Annotated in this window: 22 protein-coding genes and 1 pseudogene; 13 read left to right on the top strand and 10 right to left on the bottom strand. The window is 68.4% G+C overall.

What is annotated here, in order from left to right:
* The first annotated feature begins 5 nt into the window (after positions 1–5).
* From TY51_RS04550 to TY51_RS04535, 4 genes are read left to right on the top strand one after another with little or no spacing between them, the layout of a single operon-like run.
* Entirely contained in the window at positions 6–518 is a 513-nt protein-coding gene (locus TY51_RS04550) for a DUF2478 domain-containing protein (protein WP_042246443.1), read from the top strand.
* On the top strand, positions 515–790 hold the full coding sequence (locus TY51_RS04545) for a sulfurtransferase TusA family protein (RefSeq protein WP_042246440.1): 276 nt from the start codon (positions 515–517) through the stop codon (positions 788–790). The genes TY51_RS04550 and TY51_RS04545 overlap by 4 nt, the downstream gene beginning before the upstream one ends.
* Positions 791–792: 2 nt before the next feature.
* Positions 793–1,767 (top strand): iron exporter MbfA, encoded by a 975-nt coding sequence (gene mbfA, locus TY51_RS04540; RefSeq protein WP_042246472.1) that lies wholly within the window; start codon positions 793–795, stop codon positions 1,765–1,767.
* A 20-nt stretch (positions 1,768–1,787) separates the two neighbouring features.
* Positions 1,788–2,711 carry an AEC family transporter gene (locus TY51_RS04535; RefSeq protein WP_042246437.1) on the top strand — a complete coding sequence of 308 codons (924 nt, stop codon included), beginning with the start codon at positions 1,788–1,790 and terminating at the stop codon, positions 2,709–2,711.
* Here the strand turns inward: TY51_RS04535 and TY51_RS04530 are convergent.
* A complete protein-coding gene (locus TY51_RS04530; RefSeq protein WP_042246433.1) occupies positions 2,708–3,991 on the bottom strand; it encodes a 4-aminobutyrate--2-oxoglutarate transaminase in 1,284 nt (427 codons plus the stop codon). The two genes, TY51_RS04535 and TY51_RS04530, sit on opposite strands and share 4 nt — an antisense overlap.
* 133 nt (positions 3,992–4,124) lie before the next feature.
* Between TY51_RS04530 and TY51_RS04525 the strand changes: the two genes are divergently transcribed.
* Positions 4,125–4,922 (top strand): crotonase/enoyl-CoA hydratase family protein, encoded by a 798-nt coding sequence (locus TY51_RS04525; RefSeq protein WP_042246430.1) that lies wholly within the window; start codon positions 4,125–4,127, stop codon positions 4,920–4,922.
* Between the two features lie 88 nt (positions 4,923–5,010).
* Here TY51_RS04525 and TY51_RS04520 read toward each other — a convergent pair whose 3' ends face one another.
* From TY51_RS04520 to dapD, 3 genes are read right to left on the bottom strand one after another with little or no spacing between them, the layout of a single operon-like run.
* The gene (locus TY51_RS04520; RefSeq protein WP_042246428.1) at positions 5,011–5,589 is read right to left on the bottom strand and encodes an exopolysaccharide biosynthesis protein; all 579 of its coding nucleotides are present in this window, start codon (positions 5,587–5,589) and stop codon (positions 5,011–5,013) included.
* 55 nt (positions 5,590–5,644) lie between these two features.
* Positions 5,645–6,100 (bottom strand): YaiI/YqxD family protein, encoded by a 456-nt coding sequence (locus TY51_RS04515; protein ID WP_042246424.1) that lies wholly within the window; start codon positions 6,098–6,100, stop codon positions 5,645–5,647.
* Positions 6,100–6,921: a 2,3,4,5-tetrahydropyridine-2,6-dicarboxylate N-succinyltransferase gene (gene dapD / locus TY51_RS04510; protein WP_042246422.1), complete on the bottom strand. Its 822-nt coding sequence runs from the start codon at positions 6,919–6,921 to the stop codon at positions 6,100–6,102. Before dapD ends, TY51_RS04515 begins: the two co-directional genes overlap by 1 nt.
* A 105-nt stretch (positions 6,922–7,026) precedes the next feature.
* Here dapD and TY51_RS04505 point away from each other — a divergent pair, with 105 nt between their 5' ends.
* A complete protein-coding gene (locus TY51_RS04505) occupies positions 7,027–7,857 on the top strand; it encodes an LOG family protein (RefSeq protein WP_042246418.1) in 831 nt (276 codons plus the stop codon).
* Between the two features lie 40 nt (positions 7,858–7,897).
* Positions 7,898–8,905: a ribosome small subunit-dependent GTPase A gene (rsgA, locus tag TY51_RS04500; protein ID WP_042246469.1), complete on the top strand. Its 1,008-nt coding sequence runs from the start codon at positions 7,898–7,900 to the stop codon at positions 8,903–8,905.
* Here rsgA and rlmN read toward each other — a convergent pair.
* Together rlmN and TY51_RS04490 are read right to left on the bottom strand one after the other, a co-directional pair.
* The gene (gene rlmN / locus TY51_RS04495; RefSeq protein WP_042246417.1) at positions 8,902–10,086 is read right to left on the bottom strand and encodes a 23S rRNA (adenine(2503)-C(2))-methyltransferase RlmN; all 1,185 of its coding nucleotides are present in this window, start codon (positions 10,084–10,086) and stop codon (positions 8,902–8,904) included. The genes rsgA and rlmN overlap by 4 nt on opposite strands.
* Before the next feature lie 114 nt (positions 10,087–10,200).
* On the bottom strand, positions 10,201–10,722 hold the full coding sequence (locus TY51_RS04490; RefSeq protein WP_042246414.1) for an invasion associated locus B family protein: 522 nt from the start codon (positions 10,720–10,722) through the stop codon (positions 10,201–10,203).
* A gap of 150 nt (positions 10,723–10,872) precedes the next feature.
* Here TY51_RS04490 and TY51_RS04485 point away from each other — a divergent pair.
* Positions 10,873–11,857 (top strand): annotated as a pseudogene (locus TY51_RS04485) (asparaginase).
* 117 nt (positions 11,858–11,974) lie between these two features.
* Here TY51_RS04485 and TY51_RS04480 read toward each other — a convergent pair.
* Entirely contained in the window at positions 11,975–12,733 is a 759-nt protein-coding gene (locus TY51_RS04480; protein ID WP_042246466.1) for a TSUP family transporter, read from the bottom strand.
* A gap of 54 nt (positions 12,734–12,787) precedes the next feature.
* Positions 12,788–13,666 (bottom strand): phosphoserine phosphatase SerB, encoded by an 879-nt coding sequence (gene serB / locus TY51_RS04475; protein WP_042246411.1) that lies wholly within the window; start codon positions 13,664–13,666, stop codon positions 12,788–12,790.
* Between the two features lie 133 nt (positions 13,667–13,799).
* On the opposite strand from serB, the gene TY51_RS04470 reads away from it, so the two are divergent.
* The 5 genes from TY51_RS04470 (at position 13,800) to hspQ (ending at position 18,324) form a co-directional block, all read left to right on the top strand.
* Positions 13,800–14,945: a phosphoserine transaminase gene (locus TY51_RS04470; protein WP_042246408.1), complete on the top strand. Its 1,146-nt coding sequence runs from the start codon at positions 13,800–13,802 to the stop codon at positions 14,943–14,945.
* 114 nt (positions 14,946–15,059) lie between these two features.
* Entirely contained in the window at positions 15,060–16,649 is a 1,590-nt protein-coding gene (gene serA / locus TY51_RS04465; protein WP_042246406.1) for a phosphoglycerate dehydrogenase, read from the top strand.
* A gap of 71 nt (positions 16,650–16,720) precedes the next feature.
* Entirely contained in the window at positions 16,721–17,443 is a 723-nt protein-coding gene (locus tag TY51_RS04460; RefSeq protein ID WP_042246404.1) for a metallophosphoesterase, read from the top strand.
* A 3-nt stretch (positions 17,444–17,446) separates the two neighbouring features.
* Positions 17,447–17,902, top strand: a complete 456-nt coding sequence (locus TY51_RS04455; RefSeq protein WP_042246403.1) for a CreA family protein — start codon at positions 17,447–17,449, stop codon at positions 17,900–17,902.
* Between the two features lie 74 nt (positions 17,903–17,976).
* Positions 17,977–18,324 carry a heat shock protein HspQ gene (gene hspQ / locus TY51_RS04450; RefSeq protein ID WP_373960344.1) on the top strand — a complete coding sequence of 116 codons (348 nt, stop codon included), beginning with the start codon at positions 17,977–17,979 and terminating at the stop codon, positions 18,322–18,324.
* On the opposite strand, the gene TY51_RS04445 is transcribed toward hspQ, so the two are convergent.
* Positions 18,321–18,821: an ATP-binding protein gene (locus TY51_RS04445; protein ID WP_042246400.1), complete on the bottom strand. Its 501-nt coding sequence runs from the start codon at positions 18,819–18,821 to the stop codon at positions 18,321–18,323. The two genes, hspQ and TY51_RS04445, sit on opposite strands and share 4 nt — an antisense overlap.
* Entirely contained in the window at positions 18,818–19,180 is a 363-nt protein-coding gene (locus TY51_RS04440; RefSeq protein WP_042246397.1) for an STAS domain-containing protein, read from the bottom strand. The genes TY51_RS04445 and TY51_RS04440 overlap by 4 nt, the downstream gene beginning before the upstream one ends.
* Positions 19,181–19,352 lie beyond the last annotated feature (172 nt).

The raw sequence follows: 19,352 nt of genomic DNA, 5'->3' as shown, positions 1-19,352 counted from the left end.
TCGGCATGCTGGCTTGGTTCACAAACGACACCGACACGACGCCCGGCGCCGCCGACCTGGCGCTGGAGGCGCTGGCGTCGGACCTGCGCGCCCGCGGCCTGCCCGTGGTGGGCGCGGTGCAGCGCAACCTTGACCTTGGCCCGGACTGCGCCTGCGACATGGAGATGATCGTGCTGGGCGATCCGGGCGATCCCGTCCGCATCTCTCAGTCGCTTGGGCCGGGGGCGCAGGGCTGCCGGCTGGACACCGGCGCGCTGGAGGATGCGGTGGCGCGCACCGCGCCCCATCTGGCGGGCGCCGGCCTGGTGGTGATCCCCAAGTTCGGCCGGCAGGAGGCGATGGGCCGCGGCTTTCGCGACCTGATCGGCCAGGCGGTGGCCGATGGCCAGCCGGTGATCCTGTACGTGCCGCGCCAGCAGCAGGCCGCGTTTCTTGAATTCGCGGGCGATCTGGCGGTGCGGGTCGCCCCCGACCAGCTGCGGTCCTGGTGCCTGGACCGATTCGCGGCGGCATCGTGACGGAACTGGATGCGCGGGGGTTGCTGTGTCCCCTGCCGGTGCTGCGGCTGCGAAAGCAGCTGCTGGCGATGCCCGAAGGGGGCATCGTGCGGCTGATCGCGACGGATCGCATGGCGATGGTCGATGTGCCGCATTTCTGCGGGCAGGCCGGGCATGCCATGATCGAAATGCGCGATCTGGGCGACGGCGCCATGGAATTCATGGTCAGGCGGGCCCCGCGACCGGACAGGCAGCCGATCCTGCCCCCGAAGAGAGTTGAGCACCGACGATGACCATGCCCTTTCTGCCCTCGCGCAAGCGCCTGTCGGAGTTGACGGAGCGAGAGATCGTGGCGCTGGCCATTGCGTCCGAGGAGGACGACGCCCGCATCTATCGCAACTGGGCGGCGTTCCTGCGCAAGGACTATCCCGCCAGCGCCGCCGTGTTCGACGCCATGAGCGCCGAGGAGGACGGCCACCGCCGCCTGCTTCTGGACATGCACCAGCGCCGGTGGGGTGACGCCATCGCCGTCATCCGCCGCGAACATGTCGCAGGCTATGTCACCCGCCGCCCCGCCTGGATGATCGAGAACCTGTCGCTGGAGCGCATCCGTGCCGAGGCCGCCGGCATGGAACGCGACGCCGCCGAATTCTATGCCCATGCCGCCCAGGTCAGCCAGGACGCCGGCACGCGCAAGCTGCTGGGCGATCTGGCCGCCGCCGAACGCGGCCACGAGAACCGCGCGCACGAACTGTCCGAACAGCTGCTGCCAGCCGATGCCCGCGCCGAGGAGGATGCCGTCGCCCATCGCGACTTCGTCCTGACCTGGGTGCAGCCGGGGCTGGCAGGGCTGATGGACGGCAGCGTGTCGACGCTGGCCCCGATCTTTGCGGTGGCATTCGCCACCCACGACCCCTGGACGACCTTTCTGGTCGGCGCCGCCGCCAGCATCGGCGCGGGCATCAGCATGGGCTTTACCGAGGCCGCGTCGGATGACGGCGTGGTGTCCGGGCGCGGATCGCCGCTCAAGCGCGGGCTGTCGTCGGGGGTGATGACCACCGTCGGCGGCATGGGCCATGCCCTGCCCTATCTGATCCCCGATTTCTGGACCGCCACGACCCTTGCGATCATCGTCGTCTTTGTCGAGCTGTGGGCCATCGCCTGGATCCAGAACCGCTGGATGCAGACGCCCTTCTGGCGCGCGACCTTGCAAGTCGTGGTGGGCGGTGGTCTGGTGCTGGCCGTTGGGGTGCTGATCGGATCGGGCTGACGGCCCCCTTTGGGGGCCCCATGATCGAGATCCTGCTGAAGACCCTGCCCTTCTTTGCCCTGATCGGGCTGGGCTGGGCCGCCGCCGCCACGCGGTTCTTTCCGGCCGAAGGCGCGGCATGGCTGACGAAATTCGTGTTCTATTTCGCGCTGTCGGCGATGCTGTTCCGCTTTGCCGCGGGGGTCGATCTGGGCCAGCTGTTCGACCTGCGTTTCGTGCTGGCCTATCTGCTGGGATCATCGGCGGTCTGGGCCATCGGCATGTGGGTCGCCCGCGCCCGCGGCCTGGGCATCGCCGAGGCCGCGATGGAGGCACAGTGCTGCATGATCGGCAATACCGGCTTTCTGGGCGTGCCGATGCTGGTCGTGCTGCTGGGCCCCGCGGCCATCGGGCCGGTGCTGATGGTGCTGATCATCGACATGCTGGTCTTTTCCACGCTGATCACGCTGATCGTGCACGCCTCGCGCAATGGCGGGGTCGGGGTGGCCGCCATCCTGCCCGTGCTGCGCGGGATCGCGGCGAACCCGATGATCCTGGCGATGGTCGCGGGCCTGTCCTGGGGCGGGCTGGGCCTGCCCATGCCAGGGCCCCTGGACGAGTTCCTGTCGATCCTGGGCGCCGCGGCCACCCCCGGCGCGCTGTTTGCCATCGGCGCCAGCCTGGCGGGGCGCAAGCTGGCACGGCTGGCGCCGTCGGCCTGGCTGTCGGGGGCCAAGCTGGTCCTGCACCCCGCCGCCGTGGGGCTGGCCGCGTGGGGGTTCGGGGTCGATCCGGTCGCCGCGGGGATCATGGTGGTGGCGGCGGGCCTGCCCGTGGCGGGCAACGTCTATATCCTGGCCCAGCATTTCGGTCTGGCGCAGCAGCGGGTGTCGACCGCGATCCTGATCTCGACCGCGGCCAGCATCCTGACCATTCCCGCGCTGATGGTGCTGATCGGCGCCTAGGCCCGCGCGGCCAGGATCGCGTCGTCCAGGATGTCCAGGGCTTCGGCGAACTGGTCGTCCGGGATGGTCAGCGGCGCCAGGAACCGGATCACGTTGCCATGCACCCCGCAGGTCAGCAGCAACAGCCCGCGGGACAGCGCCTGTTCGCGCACCCGCGCGGTCATCGCCGCATCCGGCCCGTCGGGCCCGATGAACTCGGCCGCGACCATGAAGCCCGGCCCCCTGATGTCGGCTAGTTCCGGCACCCGCGGCTGCAGCGCCGCCAGCCGCGCCTTGAGCGCCTGGCCCAGACGTTCGGCACGGGCGCACAGCCCCTCATCCTCGATCACGTCCAGCACCGCCAGACCCGCCGCGATCCCCAGGGGGTTGCCGCCATAGGTGCCGCCCAAGCCCCCGGGTTCGGCCGCATCCATGATCTCGGCCCGGCCGGTCACCGCGGCGATGGGCAGCCCGCCGCCCAAACCCTTGGCCATGGTCACCAGATCGGCGGCGATGCCGTGATGCTCCATCGCGAAAAGGCGACCGGTGCGGGCGAAACCTGTCTGCACCTCGTCCGCGATCATCACGATGCCATGCCTGTCGCACAGCGCCCGGAGGGCGGCCACGAAATCGGTGGGCGCGGGATAAAAGCCCCCCTCGCCCTGCACCGGTTCGAACACGATGGCCGCGACGCGCGCGGGGTCCAGATCGGCCTTGAACAGCTTGTCGATGGCCGCAAGGCTGTCGGCGGTGGTCACCCCGTGCAGCGGACAGGGGAACGGCGCGTGGAACACGTCGGGCATCATGCCGCCGAACCCCTTCTTGTAGGGCACGACCTTGCCGGTCAGCGTCATCCCCATGAAGGTCCGCCCGTGGAACGCCCCGGTAAAGGCGATCACCGCATCGCGTTTCGTGGCGGCGCGGGCGATCTTGACCGCATTCTCGCAGGCTTCGGCCCCGGTGGTGACAAAGATCGTCTTCTTGGCGAAATCGCCCGGCACGGCGGCGTTCAGACGCTCTGCCAGACGGACATAGTTCTCATAGGGCAGGACCTGGTGGCAGGTATGGGTGAACGCATCCAGCTGCGCGCGGACGGCGTCGATCACGCGCGGGTGGCGGTGGCCGGTGTTCACGACCGCGATGCCGGCGGCGAAATCGATCAGGCGGTTGCCCTCGATATCGGTGACGGTGGCGTTTTCGGCGTGCGCCGCGAAATGGTCGGTCATCACGCCCACGCCACGGGCCATGGCGGCGCGGCGGCGGGCGGCGGTGGCCTGATTGGTCTGGTTCAGGTCCTTCATGCTGCATCCCTCCCTGAATGGATGGCCCAAGGGTGATCCTTTCGCGCGCGTTTGCCAACGGCGAACTTCGCCTCGACGCAGGCGGCGGGCCGGGCTATCCCCGGATGCGCACGGTCAAGGGAGGGAACCGGACATGCGCGACATCGCGGATCTGAGGCTGTCGAACATCCTGCTGGCGGTGGATGATGACGGGATCGCCCGTGTCACCCTGAACCGCCCGGCCAAGCGCAACGCCCTGGACCTGGCCACGATCGAGGAGCTGATCGACATCTTCACCACCCTGCCGCGCGCGGGCGTGCGCGCCGCGATCCTGGACGCGGCGGGCGATCATTTCTGCGCCGGGCTGGATCTGGTGGAACACCACCGCGAGGACCGTTCTGCGGCGCAGTTCATGCAGGTCTGCCTACGCTGGCACGATGCGTTCAACCGCATGGAATATGGCGGCGTGCCGGTGATCGCCGTGCTGCAGGGCGCGGTCGTGGGCGGCGGGCTGGAACTGGCCAGCGCCGCGCATATCCGCGTGGCGGGGCCCGGCACCTATTTCGGCCTCCCCGAGGGGCAGCGCGGCCTGTTCACGGGCGGCGGCGCCACGATCCGCGTGGCCGACCTGATCGGCAAGGCGCGGATGATCGACATGATGCTGTCCGGCCGCCTGTACCGCGGAGACGAGGCCGTGTCGGTGGGCCTGTGCCAGTACATGGTCGACGACCCGGCGGCCCACGCCCTGCAGATCGCGCGCAAGGCCGCGCAGAACCCGCCCCTGTCGAACTTCGCCATCTGCTCGGCCATCAGCCACATGCAGAACATGAGCGCCCTGGACGCCGCCTATGCCGAGGCGGCCGTGGCCGGCGTCGTGAACACCCAGGCCGAGGCCCGCGACCGCCTGGCGGCCTTTGCCGGCGGAACCGCCGACAAGATCAAGCCTATCTGAGGCGCGCGCCATGTCGCGTCGCGGGCCCCTGGCCCGTGCCGCGGCAGCGCGGGGCCGGGGCTCGATGCCCCGGTCGCGCGCTCCTCGCTCAGGGCAGCAGGGTCAGGACCAGCGTGACCACCCCGCCGATCGCCAGGAACCCCAGCAGCACGAACACCCCGTCCCGCGCCAGCAGGCCGAAGGCCAGCAGGCTGACCACCACGCCCATCATGGACGAGGTGAACGGAATGAACTCCAGCAGCGGCATCACCAGCCCGCAGCACAGGCAGATCGCCTGCACGACCCACCGCATCGGGCGGCGCACCAGGGGGGTCAGCCGCTCGTGGCTGACCCGGTCCAGGAACCGCGCGGGCCGCTCCATCCAGTCCAGCGCCTTGCGCAGCCGGTCGCCGGCCACCTGCCGCCGCATCAGGAACCCCGGTAGCCAGACGTGATCGCGCCCCATTAGCATCTGTGCCGACACCAGCGCGATCAGCAGGCCGCAGATGCTGGAGAACAGCGGCACCCCCGACAGGGGCGAGGCCACCGCCAGCGCCGGAATCATCAGGTTCGGGGGCAGCGAGTCCTGCCCCAGCGCCTTGGTGATCTGCCCGACGCTGACCTTGTCGCCCTCGGCACCGCCACGCACGCGGGCGATCAGATCGGTGATGACGGTGTCATCGCTCATGGAACTCTCCTGATTGTCGCGGGGCCAACGCACGGACCCGCCGCGGGGTCCGGGATCAGCCTGCGCGCCGTGCGGCGGTCAGCAGCCGGTCCAGCGATTGCAGGAACCGCGCCCGGTCCGCCTTGCCAAACCCCGCCCCACCGCCCTTGTGGAACGGGTCCGCCGCGCGGATGTCGGCCATCAGGTCGCGCGTGGCCAGCCGCGGCCCGATGTTGCGGATGTCCAGCACTTCGCCCCCATGGGTCAGCACCGCGGCCCCCGCCTTGATGCAGCGATCCGCCAGCGGCAGGTCGCCCGTCACCACCACGTCGCCCGGACCGCAGCTGTCGGCGATCCACTTGTCGGCCTCGTCCGGACCCGCGGACACGATCTGCAGCCTGATCAGCGGATGCGTGGGCATCCGCAGCCCGCCATTGCAGACCAGCACCATCGGCACACCCATGCGGATGGCCACCCGCTCGGCCTCGGCCTTGACCGGGCAGGCATCCGCATCGATGAACAGCGTGGTCATCAGTCGCGCAGCAGCTCGTTGATCGAGGTCTTGGACCGCGTCTGCGCGTCCACGCGCTTGACGATCACCGCGCAATACAGATTCACGCCGTTCTTGGACGGCATCGACCCCGACACGACGACCGATCCGGCCGGAACCTCGCCATAGGTCACGCTGCCGGTCTCGCGATCGACGATCTTGGTCGACTGGCCGATATAGACGCCCATCCCCAGAACCGAGCCCTCGCGCACGATGCAGCCCTCGACCACCTCCGAGCGCGCACCGATGAAACAGTCGTCCTCGATGATCGTCGGCCCCGCCTGCAGCGGCTCCAGCACGCCGCCGATGCCCACGCCGCCCGACAGGTGGACGTTGCGGCCGATCTGCGCGCAGGACCCGACCGTGGCCCAGGTGTCCACCATCGCGCCCTCGCCCACATGGGCGCCCAGGTTGACGAAGGACGGCATCAGCACCGCACCCTTGCCGATGAAGGCCGACCGCCGCACGATCGCGCCCGGAACGGCCCGAAAGCCCGCGCGGCGCCAGTCGTCCTGGGTCCAGCCGTGGAACTTGGACGGCACCTTGTCCCACCAGTTGGTGCCCTGCGGGCCGCCGGCCATCTCCTCCATGTCGTTCAGGCGGAACGACAGCAGGACGGCCTTTTTTGCCCACTGGTTCACGTGCCAGTCGGTGCCGCGCTTTTCCGCCACGCGCAGGGTGCCCGCGTCCAGCCGGTGCAGCGTCTCGCGCACGGCCTCGCGGGCGGCGCCTTGCGTGTCGGGGGTGATCTCGGCGCGGGCCTCCCACGCGGTTTCGATGGCTTGTTCCAGATCTTGGGTCATCTTGGCCTCTTGTTGCTGTCGCGTCCGGGTGGAATCTGTTGCCTGTGGGCTATAAGCATCAACCAATGCCCGCGCAATCCGCGCATCCCCCACCCCGAGGCCTCGATGACCGATACGACCGAACAGGACCGCGCCCACACCCTGCCCGCCAGCAGCCGCGACGCGGCCCGCGCCCGGCACGTGCCCGACACGCCGCAGACCCGCGCCCCGTCCTATCAGCTGGCCTTCACCGACCGCGACTTCCTGCTGCGAGAGGAGCTGCGCCCCGTGCGCCTGCAGCTGGAGCTGCTGAAGCCGCAGATGATCATGGACGAACACGGCATCGCCTCCACCGTGGTGATGTTCGGCGGCGCGCGGATCCCGGCCCCCGACGGTGCGGCCCGCGACGCGCGCAGCCCGGCCTTGGCCGAACTGTCGAAATACTATACCGAGGCGCGCCTGTTCGCCCGCCTGATGACCGAACGCAGCCTGGCGCAGGGCGGCAAGGACCTGGTGATCTGCACCGGCGGCGGCCCCGGCGTCATGGAGGCCGGCAACCTGGGCGCGCAGGAGGTCGGCGGCCAGTCGATCGGCCTGGGCATCGTGCTGCCACATGAACAGGCGCCCAACCCTTATGTCACGCCGGACCTGTGCTTCAATTTCCATTACTTCGCGATCCGCAAGATGCACTTCCTGATGCGCGCCCGCGCGATCACGGTGTTCCCCGGCGGCTTCGGCACCCTGGACGAGCTGTTCGAGGCGCTCACCCTGATCCAGACCGGTCGCATGGCCCGCATCCCCGTCCTGCTGTTCGGGGCCGAATTCTGGGACGGCATCATCAACTGGCAGGCGCTGGCCCGCGCCGGCACGATCAGCGCCACCGACCTGGACCTGATCCGCTATGTCGAGACCGCGGACGAGGCCGTGGCCATCATCGATGCCTGGTCGCCGGAATGAAACGCTTGCATCGCGCCTGTGGCCCGATCATGCAGATCGCATGACACACGCGCTGGACGATCTGGGCTGGGTGCCCTTCTTTGCCGATCAGGTGACGGACGACGATGCGGGGCTGGTGCCCATGCGCATCGCCGCCGTGCACCGGTCGCGGCTGATGGCCGAAACCGGCGCCGGACAGGTGCGGCTGGACCTGCCGATCCATGCCTCGACCGCGGATTATGCGGTGGGGGACTGGGTGCTGGCCAAGGGCGACACGCGCGTGGTCGCCCGCCTCTTGGACCGCCGCGCCCTGCTGCGCCGCCGGACCGAAGGGGCGGATGCCCGCCAGCTGATCGCCGCAAACGTGGACACGCTGTTCGTGGTCACGTCCTGCAACGACGATTTCAACCCGGCGCGTCTGGAGCGCTATCTGGCCCTGGCGAACGAGGCCGGGACCGACCCGGTGATCGTGCTGACGAAAATCGACAAGGTGGACGACCCGTCCGACTGGATCGAACGCGCCCGCAGCCTGCAGCGCGGGTTGCAGGTCGTGGCGCTGAACGCGAAATCGCCCGATGCGGCCGCGGTGCTGGCGCCCTGGTGCGGACCGGGGCGCACGGTCGCGCTGGTGGGATCGTCCGGGGTGGGCAAGTCGACGCTGCTGAACACGCTGTCGGGCAGCGACGCGCAGGCCACCGGCGATATCCGCGAATCGGACGCCAAGGGGCGGCACACCACCACCTCGCGGTCGCTGCATCCGGTGGCGGGCGGGGGCTGGGTCATCGACACGCCCGGCATGCGCACGCTGCACGTGGCAGATGTCGCCGTGGGAATCGAGATGCTGTTCGCGGAAATCACCGAACTGGCGCCCCAATGCCGGTTCCGCGACTGCACCCACGCGCATGAACCGGGCTGCGCGGTGCAGGCTGCGGTGCGTGCCGGCACGCTGGACGCGGACCGGCTGGAACGCTGGCGCAAGCTGCACGACGAGAACCGCGACAACACCCCCGTCCAGACCGGGCCGCGCGGCAACCGCACGACCCTGCCCCGTGGGTCGAAACGCCGCTAGGCGGTTTCGGCGGCGATCTGGGCGCGCGACTTGCGGCCCCGTTCGGTCGCGGATTTCAGCTGGCCGCAGGCGGCCATGATGTCCTCTCCGCGCGGGGTGCGGATCGGGCTGGCGTATCCGGCATTGTGGATGATGTCCGCGAACGCATGGATGCGGTTGTTGCTGGAGCGTTTATAAGGCGCGCCGGGCCATTCGTTGAACGGGATCAGGTTGATCTTGGCCGGAATGCCGCGGATCAGCTCGACCAGGCGGTGCGCGTCGGCATCGCTGTCGTTCACGCCCGCCAGCATCACGTATTCGAAGGTGATCCGCTCGCTGTTGGTCAGGCGGGGGTATTCGCGCAGGGCGGCCAGCAGCGTCTCGATGTTCCAGCGCTTGTTGATGGGCACCAGGCGGTCGCGCACCTCGTCCGTGGTCGCATGAAAGCTGACGGCCAGCAGGCAGCCGATCTCCTGCGCGGTGCGGGCGATCTCGGGGACGACGCCGCTGGTCGACAGGGTGATGCGGCGGCGCGACAGGGACAGGCCCTCGTTGTCCATCACGACCTTCATCGCGTCGCGGACGTTCTCGAAATTGTACAGCGGCTCGCCCATGCCCATCAGGACCATGTTGCTGATCAGGCGCGTCTCGTCCTTGGGCGCCCCTTGGACGGGCCATTCGCCCAGATCGTCGCGCGCCAGCATCAGCTGGCCGACGATCTCGCCGGCCGTCAGGTTGCGCACCAGCTTTTGCGTGCCGGTGTGGCAGAATGAACAAGTCAGGGTGCAACCGACCTGGCTGCTGACGCACAGCGTGCCGCGGCCTTCCTCGGGGATATAGACGACCTCGACCTCGTGGCCGCCGGCGATGCGGACCAGGTACTTGCGGGTGCCGTCGCTGCTGACCTGCCGGGTCACGACCTCTGGCAGGGTGATCTCGAAATTGGCGGCCAACAGGGCGCGGTAATCCTTGGCCAGGTTGGTCATCTGCGCGAAATCGCGCACGCCCCAGTGATAGACCCACTGCCAGACCTGGCCCACGCGCATCTTGGCCTGCCGTTCGGGCGTGCCCGCGGCGATCAGCGCGTCCAGCAGCTGCGCACGCGTCAGGCCGACGATGTTCGTCAGCCCGCCCTGGGGCAGTTTGCGCGGAAGCGTCATCACGTCCTGCGTGATCGGCGCAGACGGGGTCTGATCGGTCATGAAGATCACCGGTGTTGGAACTGCCCAAGGGGCGAAAGACAGCCACATATGCGAAAGCGGGCCCGAAATCAACCGGCCCGCCCCCATAGCTCCGTCAGGACTGCAACCTTGCGGTTACTGGCAGCGCTCGCGCGCGCTGTTGGTCGCCGCGGTGATGCCCGACAGGCTGAACGTGTCCTTGGTCGTGGTGCCGCGGGCCGAACGCCCGGTCACGACCGCCGACGATCCGCCGCGCAGGGCCGCGATCATCGCCTCGTCGTCGGACGGGCTGCCGGTCCAGGCGCTTTCGCCCTCGGTGAACAGGTTGAAGGTGCGTCCGCCGACATCGACCTCGACCGTCGAATCCGGTGCGAAGGGATAGCCGCCGCTGAAGCTGACCTCTCCGTTCGAGCCGGGGCGATAGGCCACGTACAGGCGGATGTCGCCGCGCGTCACCTCGGTCGGCTGACCGTCGCGGGTGTTCAGCGTGGATTTCGGGGGCGAGACTGCCCAGCATTCGCGCGGGTTGTCGGCCGCGAAGACTGTCCAGTCCCCTTCGGTCGCCACGACGTTGCTGGATTCTTGCGCAACCGCCGTGCCCAATCCGGCGATCAGGACAAGGCTGGCGCCCATACCGCGCAGGGTGGTGGTAATCATGCTCTGGCCTCCTGCCAATTCAATTCGCCGCTTCACCCGGCGTTCTTCCTGATTGCTGTGGTCTTTTCAACCATCTGTCGTCAGGATAGCGAAAATCGCCGCCCGTTAAAGGCTGCGCAAGCACAATCGCGCAATTGTCAGGGAGAAGCCATGCGATCCGCAGAAATGATCGAACTGTGGCGCGGCGACATGCGCGAAAGCCTGCATGCGGGCCACGCGGTCATCTGCGACGCGCATGGCGTGGTCGAGGCCTGGGGCCGGCCCGGCCAGGTGATCTATCCGCGGTCGTCCTGCAAGATGATCCAGGCGCTGCCCTTGCTGGAAAGCGGGGCTGCCGATGCGGCGGGCCTGACCGACCGCCAGCTGGCCCTGGCCTGCGCCAGCCATTCGGGGGCGGCGATGCATGTCGCGGCCGTGGACGGCTGGCTGACCGGGCTGGGGCTGGGCGAACCGGACCTGCGCTGCGGCTGCCACATGCCCCGCGATGCGGACGAGAACCGCCGCCTGACCTGTTCGGACACCGCGCCTGCCAGTTGCACAACAACTGTTCGGGCAAGCACGCGGGTTTCCTGACGCTGAACCACCACCTGAAGGGCGGGTCCGAGTATGTCGAGCCCGACCACCCGGTCCAGCGCGCCGTCAAGGCGCCTTCGAGGAGGTCACCGACGAGGACAGCCCCGGCTTCGGCATCGACGGCTGTTCGGCCCCCAACTGGGCCTGCTCGGTCGAGGGGCTTGCCCGCGCGATGGCGCGGTTCGCCAATCCGGGCACCGACCGGCGCGGCCAAGCCATGCGGCGGCTGGTCGACGCGATGCGCACCCATCCCGAGATGGTCGCGGGCGAGGGCCGGTCCTGCACCGAGCTGATGCGCGCGATGGGCGGGGTCGCGGCCATCAAGACAGGGGCCGAGGCCGTGTTCGTGGCGATCCTGCCCGACCAGGGCCTGGGCGTCGCGCTGAAGATCACCGATGGCGGCACCCGCGCCAGCGAGGCCGCGATCACCGCGCTGCTGATCCATCTGGGCGTCCTGGACGCAGGCCATCCGGCGGCGCAGGCGCATCTGGACGGCCCGATCCTGAACTGTCGCGGCATGGTCACCGGCAACCTGCGCCGCGCGCCGGGCTTTCCCGGCTGAGGGCCGTCACATCCCCGACATGCGGCCATGCTTTACTGTCCGCGCGGGATGCCCCCGTCCCGTCCCCGTGCCGCCCGAACCGGCGCCCCTTGGCAGAGGTGGCGCCGGATGCCGGCGTCAGATCATCTGCCAGATCAACCGCCCCGCCAGCAGGGTCGAGGTCACGACCAGCAGTGGCTTGATCAGCCGCGCGCCGATGCGTGAGGCCAGCCGCGCCCCCAGCATCGCGCCCGCAATCTGCGCCGCCCCCATCGCCATGCCCAACAGCCACAGCGGCTGTCCGACCAGCGCGAATGCCCCCAGCCCGCCCAGGTTCGAGGCAAAGTTCAACAGCTTGGTATGCGCCGTGGCCTTCAGCACCCCGTATCCGGCCAGCGTGACGAAGCCGATCATGTAGAACGCCCCCGCCCCCGGCCCGATCAGCCCGTCATAAAAGCCGACGAACGGCACCACGGTCGCGGCAAAGACCAAGGGCGTCAGGCGGCGCGTGCGGTCCAGGTCGTCCAGCCCCGGCTTGAAGGCAAAGAACAGCGCGATGCCGATCAGGATCACCGGCAGGATCAGCCGCAGCCCGTCGGTCGGGATGGCGCTGACCAGCACCGCGCCCGCCGCCCCCGCAGCCCCCGCGATCAGCGCCGATTTCCACTGGCTGCGCAGATCGACCAGCCCCCGCGCCGCATAGCTGAGCGCGGCGGTGCCCGCGCCGAAGACGCCCTGCACCTTGTTCGTGGCCAGCGCCTGCGCGGGCGACAGGCCCGCCAGCATCAGGATGGGCAAGGTGATCAGCCCGCCCCCGCCCGCGATGGCATCGACGAACCCCGCGGCAAAGGCCGCCAGCATCAGCAGCATCACCAGGTCGGCGGTCAGTTCGAACATCATCGGGGCTTTCGGTGGGGCGGGCGTCGCGTGGGTATTTGGGCAACGGAGATGTCAGGGCGTGACGAAATCGGTATCCGCAAAGCCCTGCAGATACAGCAGCGCGGTCAGGTCACCATGGTTGATGCGGATCTGTGCCTGGGCCGCGACTGCGGGTTTTGCGTGCAGCGCCACGCCTGACCCGGCCAGCTGGATCATCCCCAGGTCGTTGGCGCCGTCGCCCACCGCGATGGCGTTCTGGGGCGTGGTGCCTAGGCGGGCGGCGATCTGCGTCAGGGCATCGACCTTGGCCTCGCGGCCCAGGATCGGCAGGGCGACCTGTCCGGTCAGCACGCCGTCCTGCGTCAGCAGCGTGTTGGCGCGGTGTTCGTCAAAGCCCAGGGTCTGGGCCACGGCCTGGGTGAAGCTGGTGAAGCCCCCCGACACCAGCGCGGTATAGGCGTCGTGCGCGCGCATGGTCGCGACCAGCGTGGCGCCCCCCGCGGCATAGGTGATGCGTTCCGCCAGCACCTGCGCGATGACCGGTTCCGGCAGGTTGGCCAGCAGCGCCACGCGTTCGGTCAGGGCGGCGTTGAAGTCCAGCTCTCCGTTCATGGCGCGGGCGGTGATGTCGGCCACGCGGGGGCCGAAGCCCGCCATGTCGGCCAGTTCGTCGATGCATTCCTGGTTGATCATGGTCGAATCCATGTCGGCGATCAGGATGCGCTTGCGCCGCCCCCCCGCCGGCTGGATCGCCAGGTCGATGCCGATCGTCTGCAGGTCGGACCAGACCTGATCCGAATCGGCCGGCAGCGCCGCGATGTCGAATTCCGCGGCCACGCCGGGCGACAGCCAGCGCGTCACGTCGCCGCCCCACCGGTCGGCCAGACCGCCGGGAAGGGCGTCATCCAGATTGGCTGCGGCAGGCGCCGCGATCAGCGAGACGGTGAACATGGGCGCGGTCCTTGTGCGGTTGCGTCCGGGTGTAGGACAAAGTTTTTTCTTGCGCCAGAGCGGGAGGGGCCTTAGGTCGGTCAGTGGGACACCCCTCCCCAACGAGGGGCTTTTTAGCTGGAAGGCTAGCCAGATGACAGATCATCCGATCCCGGCTGCGCGCCCGGAAAACCCGCGCTTTTCGTCGGGCCCCTGCGCCAAGATCCCCCATTATTCGCTGGACATGCTGTCGGACGCCCCCCTGGGCCGTTCGCATCGCGCCGCTGTCGGCAAGTCCAAGCTGGCCGAGGCCATCGACCTGACCCGCGCGGTCCTGGGCGTGCCCGCCGATTACCGCATCGGCATCGTGCCCGGCTCTGATACCGGCGCCGTCGAGATGGCGATGTGGACCCTGCTGGGTCAGCGCCCCGTCGAGATGCTGGCTTGGGAAAGCTTTGGCGAGGGCTGGGTCACCGACGCGGTCAAGCAGCTGAAGCTGGACGCCACCGTCCGCACCGCCGATTACGGCAAGATCGTCGATCTGGCCGAGGTCGATTTCGCGCGTGACGTCGTCTTCACCTGGAACGGCACCACCAGCGGCGTGCGCGTGCCCAATGGCGACGCGATCCCCGCCGACCGCGACGGGTTGACCATCTGCGACGCGACCAGCGCCGCCTTTGCCATGGACCTGCCGTGGGACAAGCTGGATGTGGTGACCTTCAGCTGGCAGAAGGTGCTGGGCGGAGAGGGCGCGCATGGCGTGCTGATCCTGTCGCCGCGCGCCGTCGAGCGGCTGGAGACCTATGTCCCCGCCTGGCCGCTGCCCAAGATTTTCCGCATGACCAAGGGCGGCAAGCTGATCGAGGGTATCTTCAAGGGTGAGACGATCAACACGCCATCCATGCTGGCGGTCGAGGATTACCTGGTTGCGCTGAAATGGGCGCAATCCTTGGGCGGCCTGCATGCGCTGATCGCGCGGGCGGATGCCAATGCGGCTGCGGTGCGCGATTTCATCGCGGACAAGGACTGGATCGCGGATCTAGCCGAGGACCCGGCGACGGCGTCGACGACCAGCGTCTGCCTGAAGTTCACCGACCCCGCCATCAAGGACGGGGCGGGTTTTGCCAAGGCGGTGGCCAAGCGGCTGGAGAAGGAAGGCGTGGCGTTGGACGCCGGCGCCTATCGCGACGCGCCTGCGGGCCTGCGCATCTGGTGCGGATCGACGGTCCAGACCGCCGATGTCGCAGCGCTGATGCCGTGGGTCGAGTGGGCCTATCGCGCCGAGCTGGCCGCGCAGTGACCTGACAAGCCGGGGGGCTTTGCGCCCCCTGGACTCCCGCAGGGTATTTTTCCAACGAAGAAGCCGGACGTCAGCGTGGCCATGCCCGGGCGTTCCCACACAAGGATGAATGACATGCCGAAGGTTCTCGTGTCCGACAAGCTGTCGGAAACCGCCGTCCAGATCTTTCGCGATCGCGGCGTCGAGGTGGATTACCTGCCCGATCTGGGCAAGGACAAGGACAAGCTGGCCGAGATCATCGGGCAGTATGACGGATTGGCCATCCGGTCGGCCACCAAGGTGACCGACAAGCTGCTGGAAAGCGCGACCAACCTGAAGGTCATCGGCCGCGCCGGCATCGGGGTCGACAATGTCGACATCCCTGCCGCCAGCAAGAAGGGCGTGATCGTGATGAACACGCCGTTCGGCAACAGCGTGACCACCGCCGAGCATGCCATCGCCATGATGTTCGCGGTCGCCCGCCAGCTGCCCGAGGCCAGCGTGTCGACCCATGCCGGCAAGTGGGAGAAGAATCGTTTCATGGGGGTCGAGCTGTTCAACAAGACCCTGGGCGTGATCGGCGCGGGCAATATCGGCGGGATCGTGATCGACCGCGCCCTGGGGCTGCACATGAAGGTGCTGGCCTATGACCCCTTCCTGTCCGAGGATCGCGCCAAGGAGATGGGCGTGACCAAGGTCGAGCTGGACGACCTGCTGGGACGGGCCGATTTCATCACCTTCCACGTGCCGCTGACCGACAAGACCAAGAACATCCTGTCGCGCGAGGCGATCGCCAAGCTGAAGAAGGGCGTGCGGATCATCAACTGCGCCCGCGGCGGCCTGGTCGATGAGGAGGCGCTGGCCGAGGCGCTGAAGGACGGCCGCGTGGCCGGTGCCGCGTTCGACGTGTTCGCGGTCGAGCCTGCGACCGAGAGCCCGCTGTTCAACCTGCCCAACGTCGTCGTGACGCCCCACCTGGGCGCCGCCACCACCGAGGCGCAGGAAAACGTGGCCCTGCAGGTGGCCGAGCAGATGTCGGATTACCTGCTGACCGGCGCGGTGCAGAACGCGCTGAACATGCCCTCGGTCACCGCCGAGGAGGCCGCCGTCATGGGGCCGTGGATCAAGCTGGCCGCGCATCTGGGCGCGTTTGTCGGCCAGATGACGGACGAGCCGATCAAGGCGATCAACGTGCTGTACGACGGCGTCGTGTCCGAGATGAACCTGAACGCGCTGAACGCGGCGGTGATCGCGGGCGTGATGAAGGCCAGCAACCCCGACGTGAACATGGTCTCGGCCCCGGTCATGGCCAAGGATCGCGGCGTGCAGGTGTCGACCACCAAGCAGGACAAGGCCGGCGCCTATGAGGGCTATGTCAAGGTCACCTGCGTGACCGAAACGCGCGAACGGTCCATCGCGGGCACGGTGTTCAGCGACGGCAAGCCGCGCTTCATCCAGATCCGCGGGATCAACGTGGATGCCGAGGTGGGGAGCCACATGCTGTACACCCGCAACAAGGACGTTCCGGGCGTGATCGGCGCCCTGGGGATGACCCTGGGCGATCTGGGCGTGAACATCGCGAACTTTACCTTGGGCCGGGCCGCGGGTGGCGCGGATGCCATCGCGATCCTGTACCTGGACGAGGCGATCAGCGACGAGGCCCTGGCCACGCTGCAGAACACCGGCAAGTTCCTGCAGGCCCGCCGGCTGCAGTTCGAGGTTTGACCTCGGCCCCGCACGCCCTTACCCAAGGGGCGTGCGGCCCATCCCTGCCGCGCGCCACGGCCAGGTGACAGATGCGACTTTACGCGATCGGCGACATTCACGGACAGCTGGACCTGCTGAAGGCCGCGCATCAGCGGATCTTTGACGACGGGGGGCCTGATGCGGTCATCGCCCATGTGGGCGACCTGATCGACCGCGGTCCTGATTCGCGCGGCGTGGTGGACCACCTGCTGCGCGGCCAGCAGGCGGGGCGACCCTGGATCGTCACCCGCGGCAATCACGACCGCTTCCTGCCCGCGTTCCTGGACCAGCCGGACTGGGTTGATCCGGGCCTGTCGTCCGGGCAGCACTGGGTGGATCATCCGGGCCTGGGTGCTGCGGCGACGCTGCGATCCTATGGCGTGGACCCGGACCAGCCGCGCGAGGCGCTGCTGCGCGATACGCGGGCCGCGGTGCCTGCGGATCACGCGCGGTTCCTGGCGACGCTGCCGCTGTGGTATCTGCATCCGCTGGCGCTGGTCGTGCATGCGGGCATCCGTCCGGGTGTCGATCTGCAGCATCAGGCCGAGGGCGACCTGGTCTGGATCCGCCAGGGGTTTCTGGACAGCGATGCCGATTTCGGGCCGCTGGTCGTGCATGGGCACACCGCGCTGGACGCCCCTGCCCTGTATGCGAACCGACTGAACCTAGACGGGGGGGCGGCCTATGGCCGGCCGCTGTCCGCCGCCGTCATCGAACCGGGTGCCGTGCACCTTCTGACCGAATCGGGCCGCCAGCCCCTGTTGCCGGAGTAGACCATGCGCCTTGCCCTGACCCTTGCCCTGATCGCCGCCCCCCTGTCCCTGCAGGCCGAGGAGGTCGGCCGCGTCGGCGTGGACTGGGTCGGCAACGATGTCGTCATCGAGGCGATCCAGGACCCCGAGGTGTCGGGCGTCACCTGCCACCTGGCCTATTTCAGCCGGTCGGTCCTGGACCGCCTGAGCCAGGGCAACTGGTTCGAGGATCCGTCCAACAGCGCGATCCAGTGCACCCGCACCGGCCCGATCGACGTCACCGCCCTGACCCCCGGCGAGGGAGAGAACGTGTTCAGCGAGGGACGCTCGCTGGTGTTCAAGTCGCTGCGGGTGCAGCGCATCTATGATGCCGACAACCGCGTGCTGGTCTATCTGGCCCATGCCAACCAGATCAGCGAAGGGTCGGCCAAGATGTCGATGGCCACCGTGCCCCTGACCGCGGACGACATCGCGCCCTGATCGCCTGCCGGTGGACAGGATCGTTGCGGCGCGCTAGAAGGCGCGCTGACTTTTGTTGATGATTGACACGAACGATGGAAACCGCCCGGATGCAGGCCCAAAGCCGCCACGCGAAATACAGCCTTGGACAGGTCGTCCGGCACCGTTCGCGGCCGTTCCGGGGCGTGATCTTCGACGTCGATCCCGAATTCGCCAATACCGAGGAATGGTACGAATCCATCCCCGAGGATTCGCGCCCCGACCGCGACCAGCCGTTCTATCACCTGTTCGCGGAAACCGAGGCGACCTATTACGTGGCCTATGTCTCGGAGCAGAACCTGGAGCTGGACGTGTCGGGCGAACCGCTGGACCACCCCGAGGTCGGCGACATGTTCAGCGCCTTTCAGGACGGTCGCTATTTCCTGGCGGGTCCGGTCAACTAGGCGTCGACCTCCATCTGGGCAAAGGGGATGCTGAAGGCCAGATAGTTGCGGCTCTCCTCTCGGTAATAGCACAGCGCCTGGGTCAGGTCCTGGATCAGGAACCAGCCGAAGCCGCCTTCGGGCAGGTCGTCCGCGACCATCGGCGGCAGGCTGCGCGGCAGCAGGCAGTCGTCGGGCAGCGACACCCCGTCATCGGTCAGCGCGCAGGCCAGGCCAGAGCTGTGGCGCACGATGCACAGGTGGATCACCGGCAGCCGCGCCTGTTCCGCCTGGCTGAGCGGGGCGTGTTCGGCGACGTTGTTCATCACCTCGGCCAGGACCAGCTCCAGCCGGCCCAGGGTGTCGTCGCCCACCTCTCCGCGAAAGCGCTGGCGGACATCCTGCAGGGTGTCGCGCACGATCATCGGATGGGCGTTCAGAACGCGGTGGAACATCGGCTGCGTCAGGGCCGACGCGCGGGTGCCGATGCCCGGATCGGAGCGTTCACTGGGTGTCATTCTCGTTGCTCCTTCTGAGCGGTACGGGGCTGAGCGGTGCGGGACTGAGAGGTGCGGGGCTGGATGTCGAACACGCTGTCCATCCGCGTCAGGCGGAACACGCGTTCGACATTGGGCGTCAGCGCGAACAGCACCAGCGCCAGGTTCTCGGGCAGGCTCTTGCGGACGGCGATCATCGCCCCCAGGCCAGAGCTGTCCATGAAGTCCACCGCCGCCATGTCCATGTGCACCGGCTTGCGGTTCTTGACCACGATCTCGCGCAGCTTGTCCTTGAACAGGGTCGCAATCGCCGCGTCGATCCGGGGTTCCGTCACCGTGATGTTCAGATGGGATTCGGCGTCTTCGACGATGAACTGCATGATTCCGGGCCTTCCTTGCGCATCTGCATCCTTGACTAGACCCCAAAGGTTACGATCCGGTAAGCGCAAGGACGGATCGGGGGGAAGATCATGACAATTCAGGACATCTATGTGCTGGGGGCGGCGCGCACGCCGATGGGCGGGCTGATGGGGGCGCTGTCGGGGGTGGCCG

The organism is Paracoccus sp. PAMC 22219 (genome assembly GCF_000787695.1).
In the GTDB taxonomy this organism is placed as follows: Bacteria; Pseudomonadota; Alphaproteobacteria; order Rhodobacterales; family Rhodobacteraceae; genus Paracoccus.
This window is presented reverse-complemented; position numbering and strand designations above follow the sequence as displayed.

What these genes read in the sequence shown, in the direction of transcription:
- mbfA (WP_042246472.1), top strand. Translation starts at nt 793, where the DNA reads ATGCCCTTTCTGCCCTCGCGCAAGCGCCTGTCGGAGTTGACGGAGCGA.
- TY51_RS04550 (WP_042246443.1), top strand. Translation starts at nt 6, where the DNA reads ATGCTGGCTTGGTTCACAAACGACACCGACACGACGCCCGGCGCCGCC.
- TY51_RS04460 (WP_042246404.1), top strand. Translation starts at nt 16,721, where the DNA reads ATGCGACTTTACGCGATCGGCGACATTCACGGACAGCTGGACCTGCTG.
- rsgA (WP_042246469.1), top strand. Translation starts at nt 7,898, where the DNA reads ATGACACACGCGCTGGACGATCTGGGCTGGGTGCCCTTCTTTGCCGAT.
- TY51_RS04445 (WP_042246400.1), bottom strand. Translation starts at nt 18,821, where the DNA reads ATGACACCCAGTGAACGCTCCGATCCGGGCATCGGCACCCGCGCGTCG.
- TY51_RS04535 (WP_042246437.1), top strand. Translation starts at nt 1,788, where the DNA reads ATGATCGAGATCCTGCTGAAGACCCTGCCCTTCTTTGCCCTGATCGGG.
- TY51_RS04455 (WP_042246403.1), top strand. Translation starts at nt 17,447, where the DNA reads ATGCGCCTTGCCCTGACCCTTGCCCTGATCGCCGCCCCCCTGTCCCTG.
- TY51_RS04530 (WP_042246433.1), bottom strand. Translation starts at nt 3,991, where the DNA reads ATGAAGGACCTGAACCAGACCAATCAGGCCACCGCCGCCCGCCGCCGC.
- TY51_RS04525 (WP_042246430.1), top strand. Translation starts at nt 4,125, where the DNA reads ATGCGCGACATCGCGGATCTGAGGCTGTCGAACATCCTGCTGGCGGTG.
- TY51_RS04520 (WP_042246428.1), bottom strand. Translation starts at nt 5,589, where the DNA reads ATGAGCGATGACACCGTCATCACCGATCTGATCGCCCGCGTGCGTGGC.
- dapD (WP_042246422.1), bottom strand. Translation starts at nt 6,921, where the DNA reads ATGACCCAAGATCTGGAACAAGCCATCGAAACCGCGTGGGAGGCCCGC.
- TY51_RS04440 (WP_042246397.1), bottom strand. Translation starts at nt 19,180, where the DNA reads ATGCAGTTCATCGTCGAAGACGCCGAATCCCATCTGAACATCACGGTG.
- TY51_RS04515 (WP_042246424.1), bottom strand. Translation starts at nt 6,100, where the DNA reads ATGACCACGCTGTTCATCGATGCGGATGCCTGCCCGGTCAAGGCCGAG.
- TY51_RS04480 (WP_042246466.1), bottom strand. Translation starts at nt 12,733, where the DNA reads ATGTTCGAACTGACCGCCGACCTGGTGATGCTGCTGATGCTGGCGGCC.
- TY51_RS04470 (WP_042246408.1), top strand. Translation starts at nt 13,800, where the DNA reads ATGACAGATCATCCGATCCCGGCTGCGCGCCCGGAAAACCCGCGCTTT.
- TY51_RS04490 (WP_042246414.1), bottom strand. Translation starts at nt 10,722, where the DNA reads ATGATTACCACCACCCTGCGCGGTATGGGCGCCAGCCTTGTCCTGATC.
- serA (WP_042246406.1), top strand. Translation starts at nt 15,060, where the DNA reads ATGCCGAAGGTTCTCGTGTCCGACAAGCTGTCGGAAACCGCCGTCCAG.
- rlmN (WP_042246417.1), bottom strand. Translation starts at nt 10,086, where the DNA reads ATGACCGATCAGACCCCGTCTGCGCCGATCACGCAGGACGTGATGACG.
- hspQ (WP_373960344.1), top strand. Translation starts at nt 17,977, where the DNA reads ATGGAAACCGCCCGGATGCAGGCCCAAAGCCGCCACGCGAAATACAGC.
- TY51_RS04505 (WP_042246418.1), top strand. Translation starts at nt 7,027, where the DNA reads ATGACCGATACGACCGAACAGGACCGCGCCCACACCCTGCCCGCCAGC.
- serB (WP_042246411.1), bottom strand. Translation starts at nt 13,666, where the DNA reads ATGTTCACCGTCTCGCTGATCGCGGCGCCTGCCGCAGCCAATCTGGAT.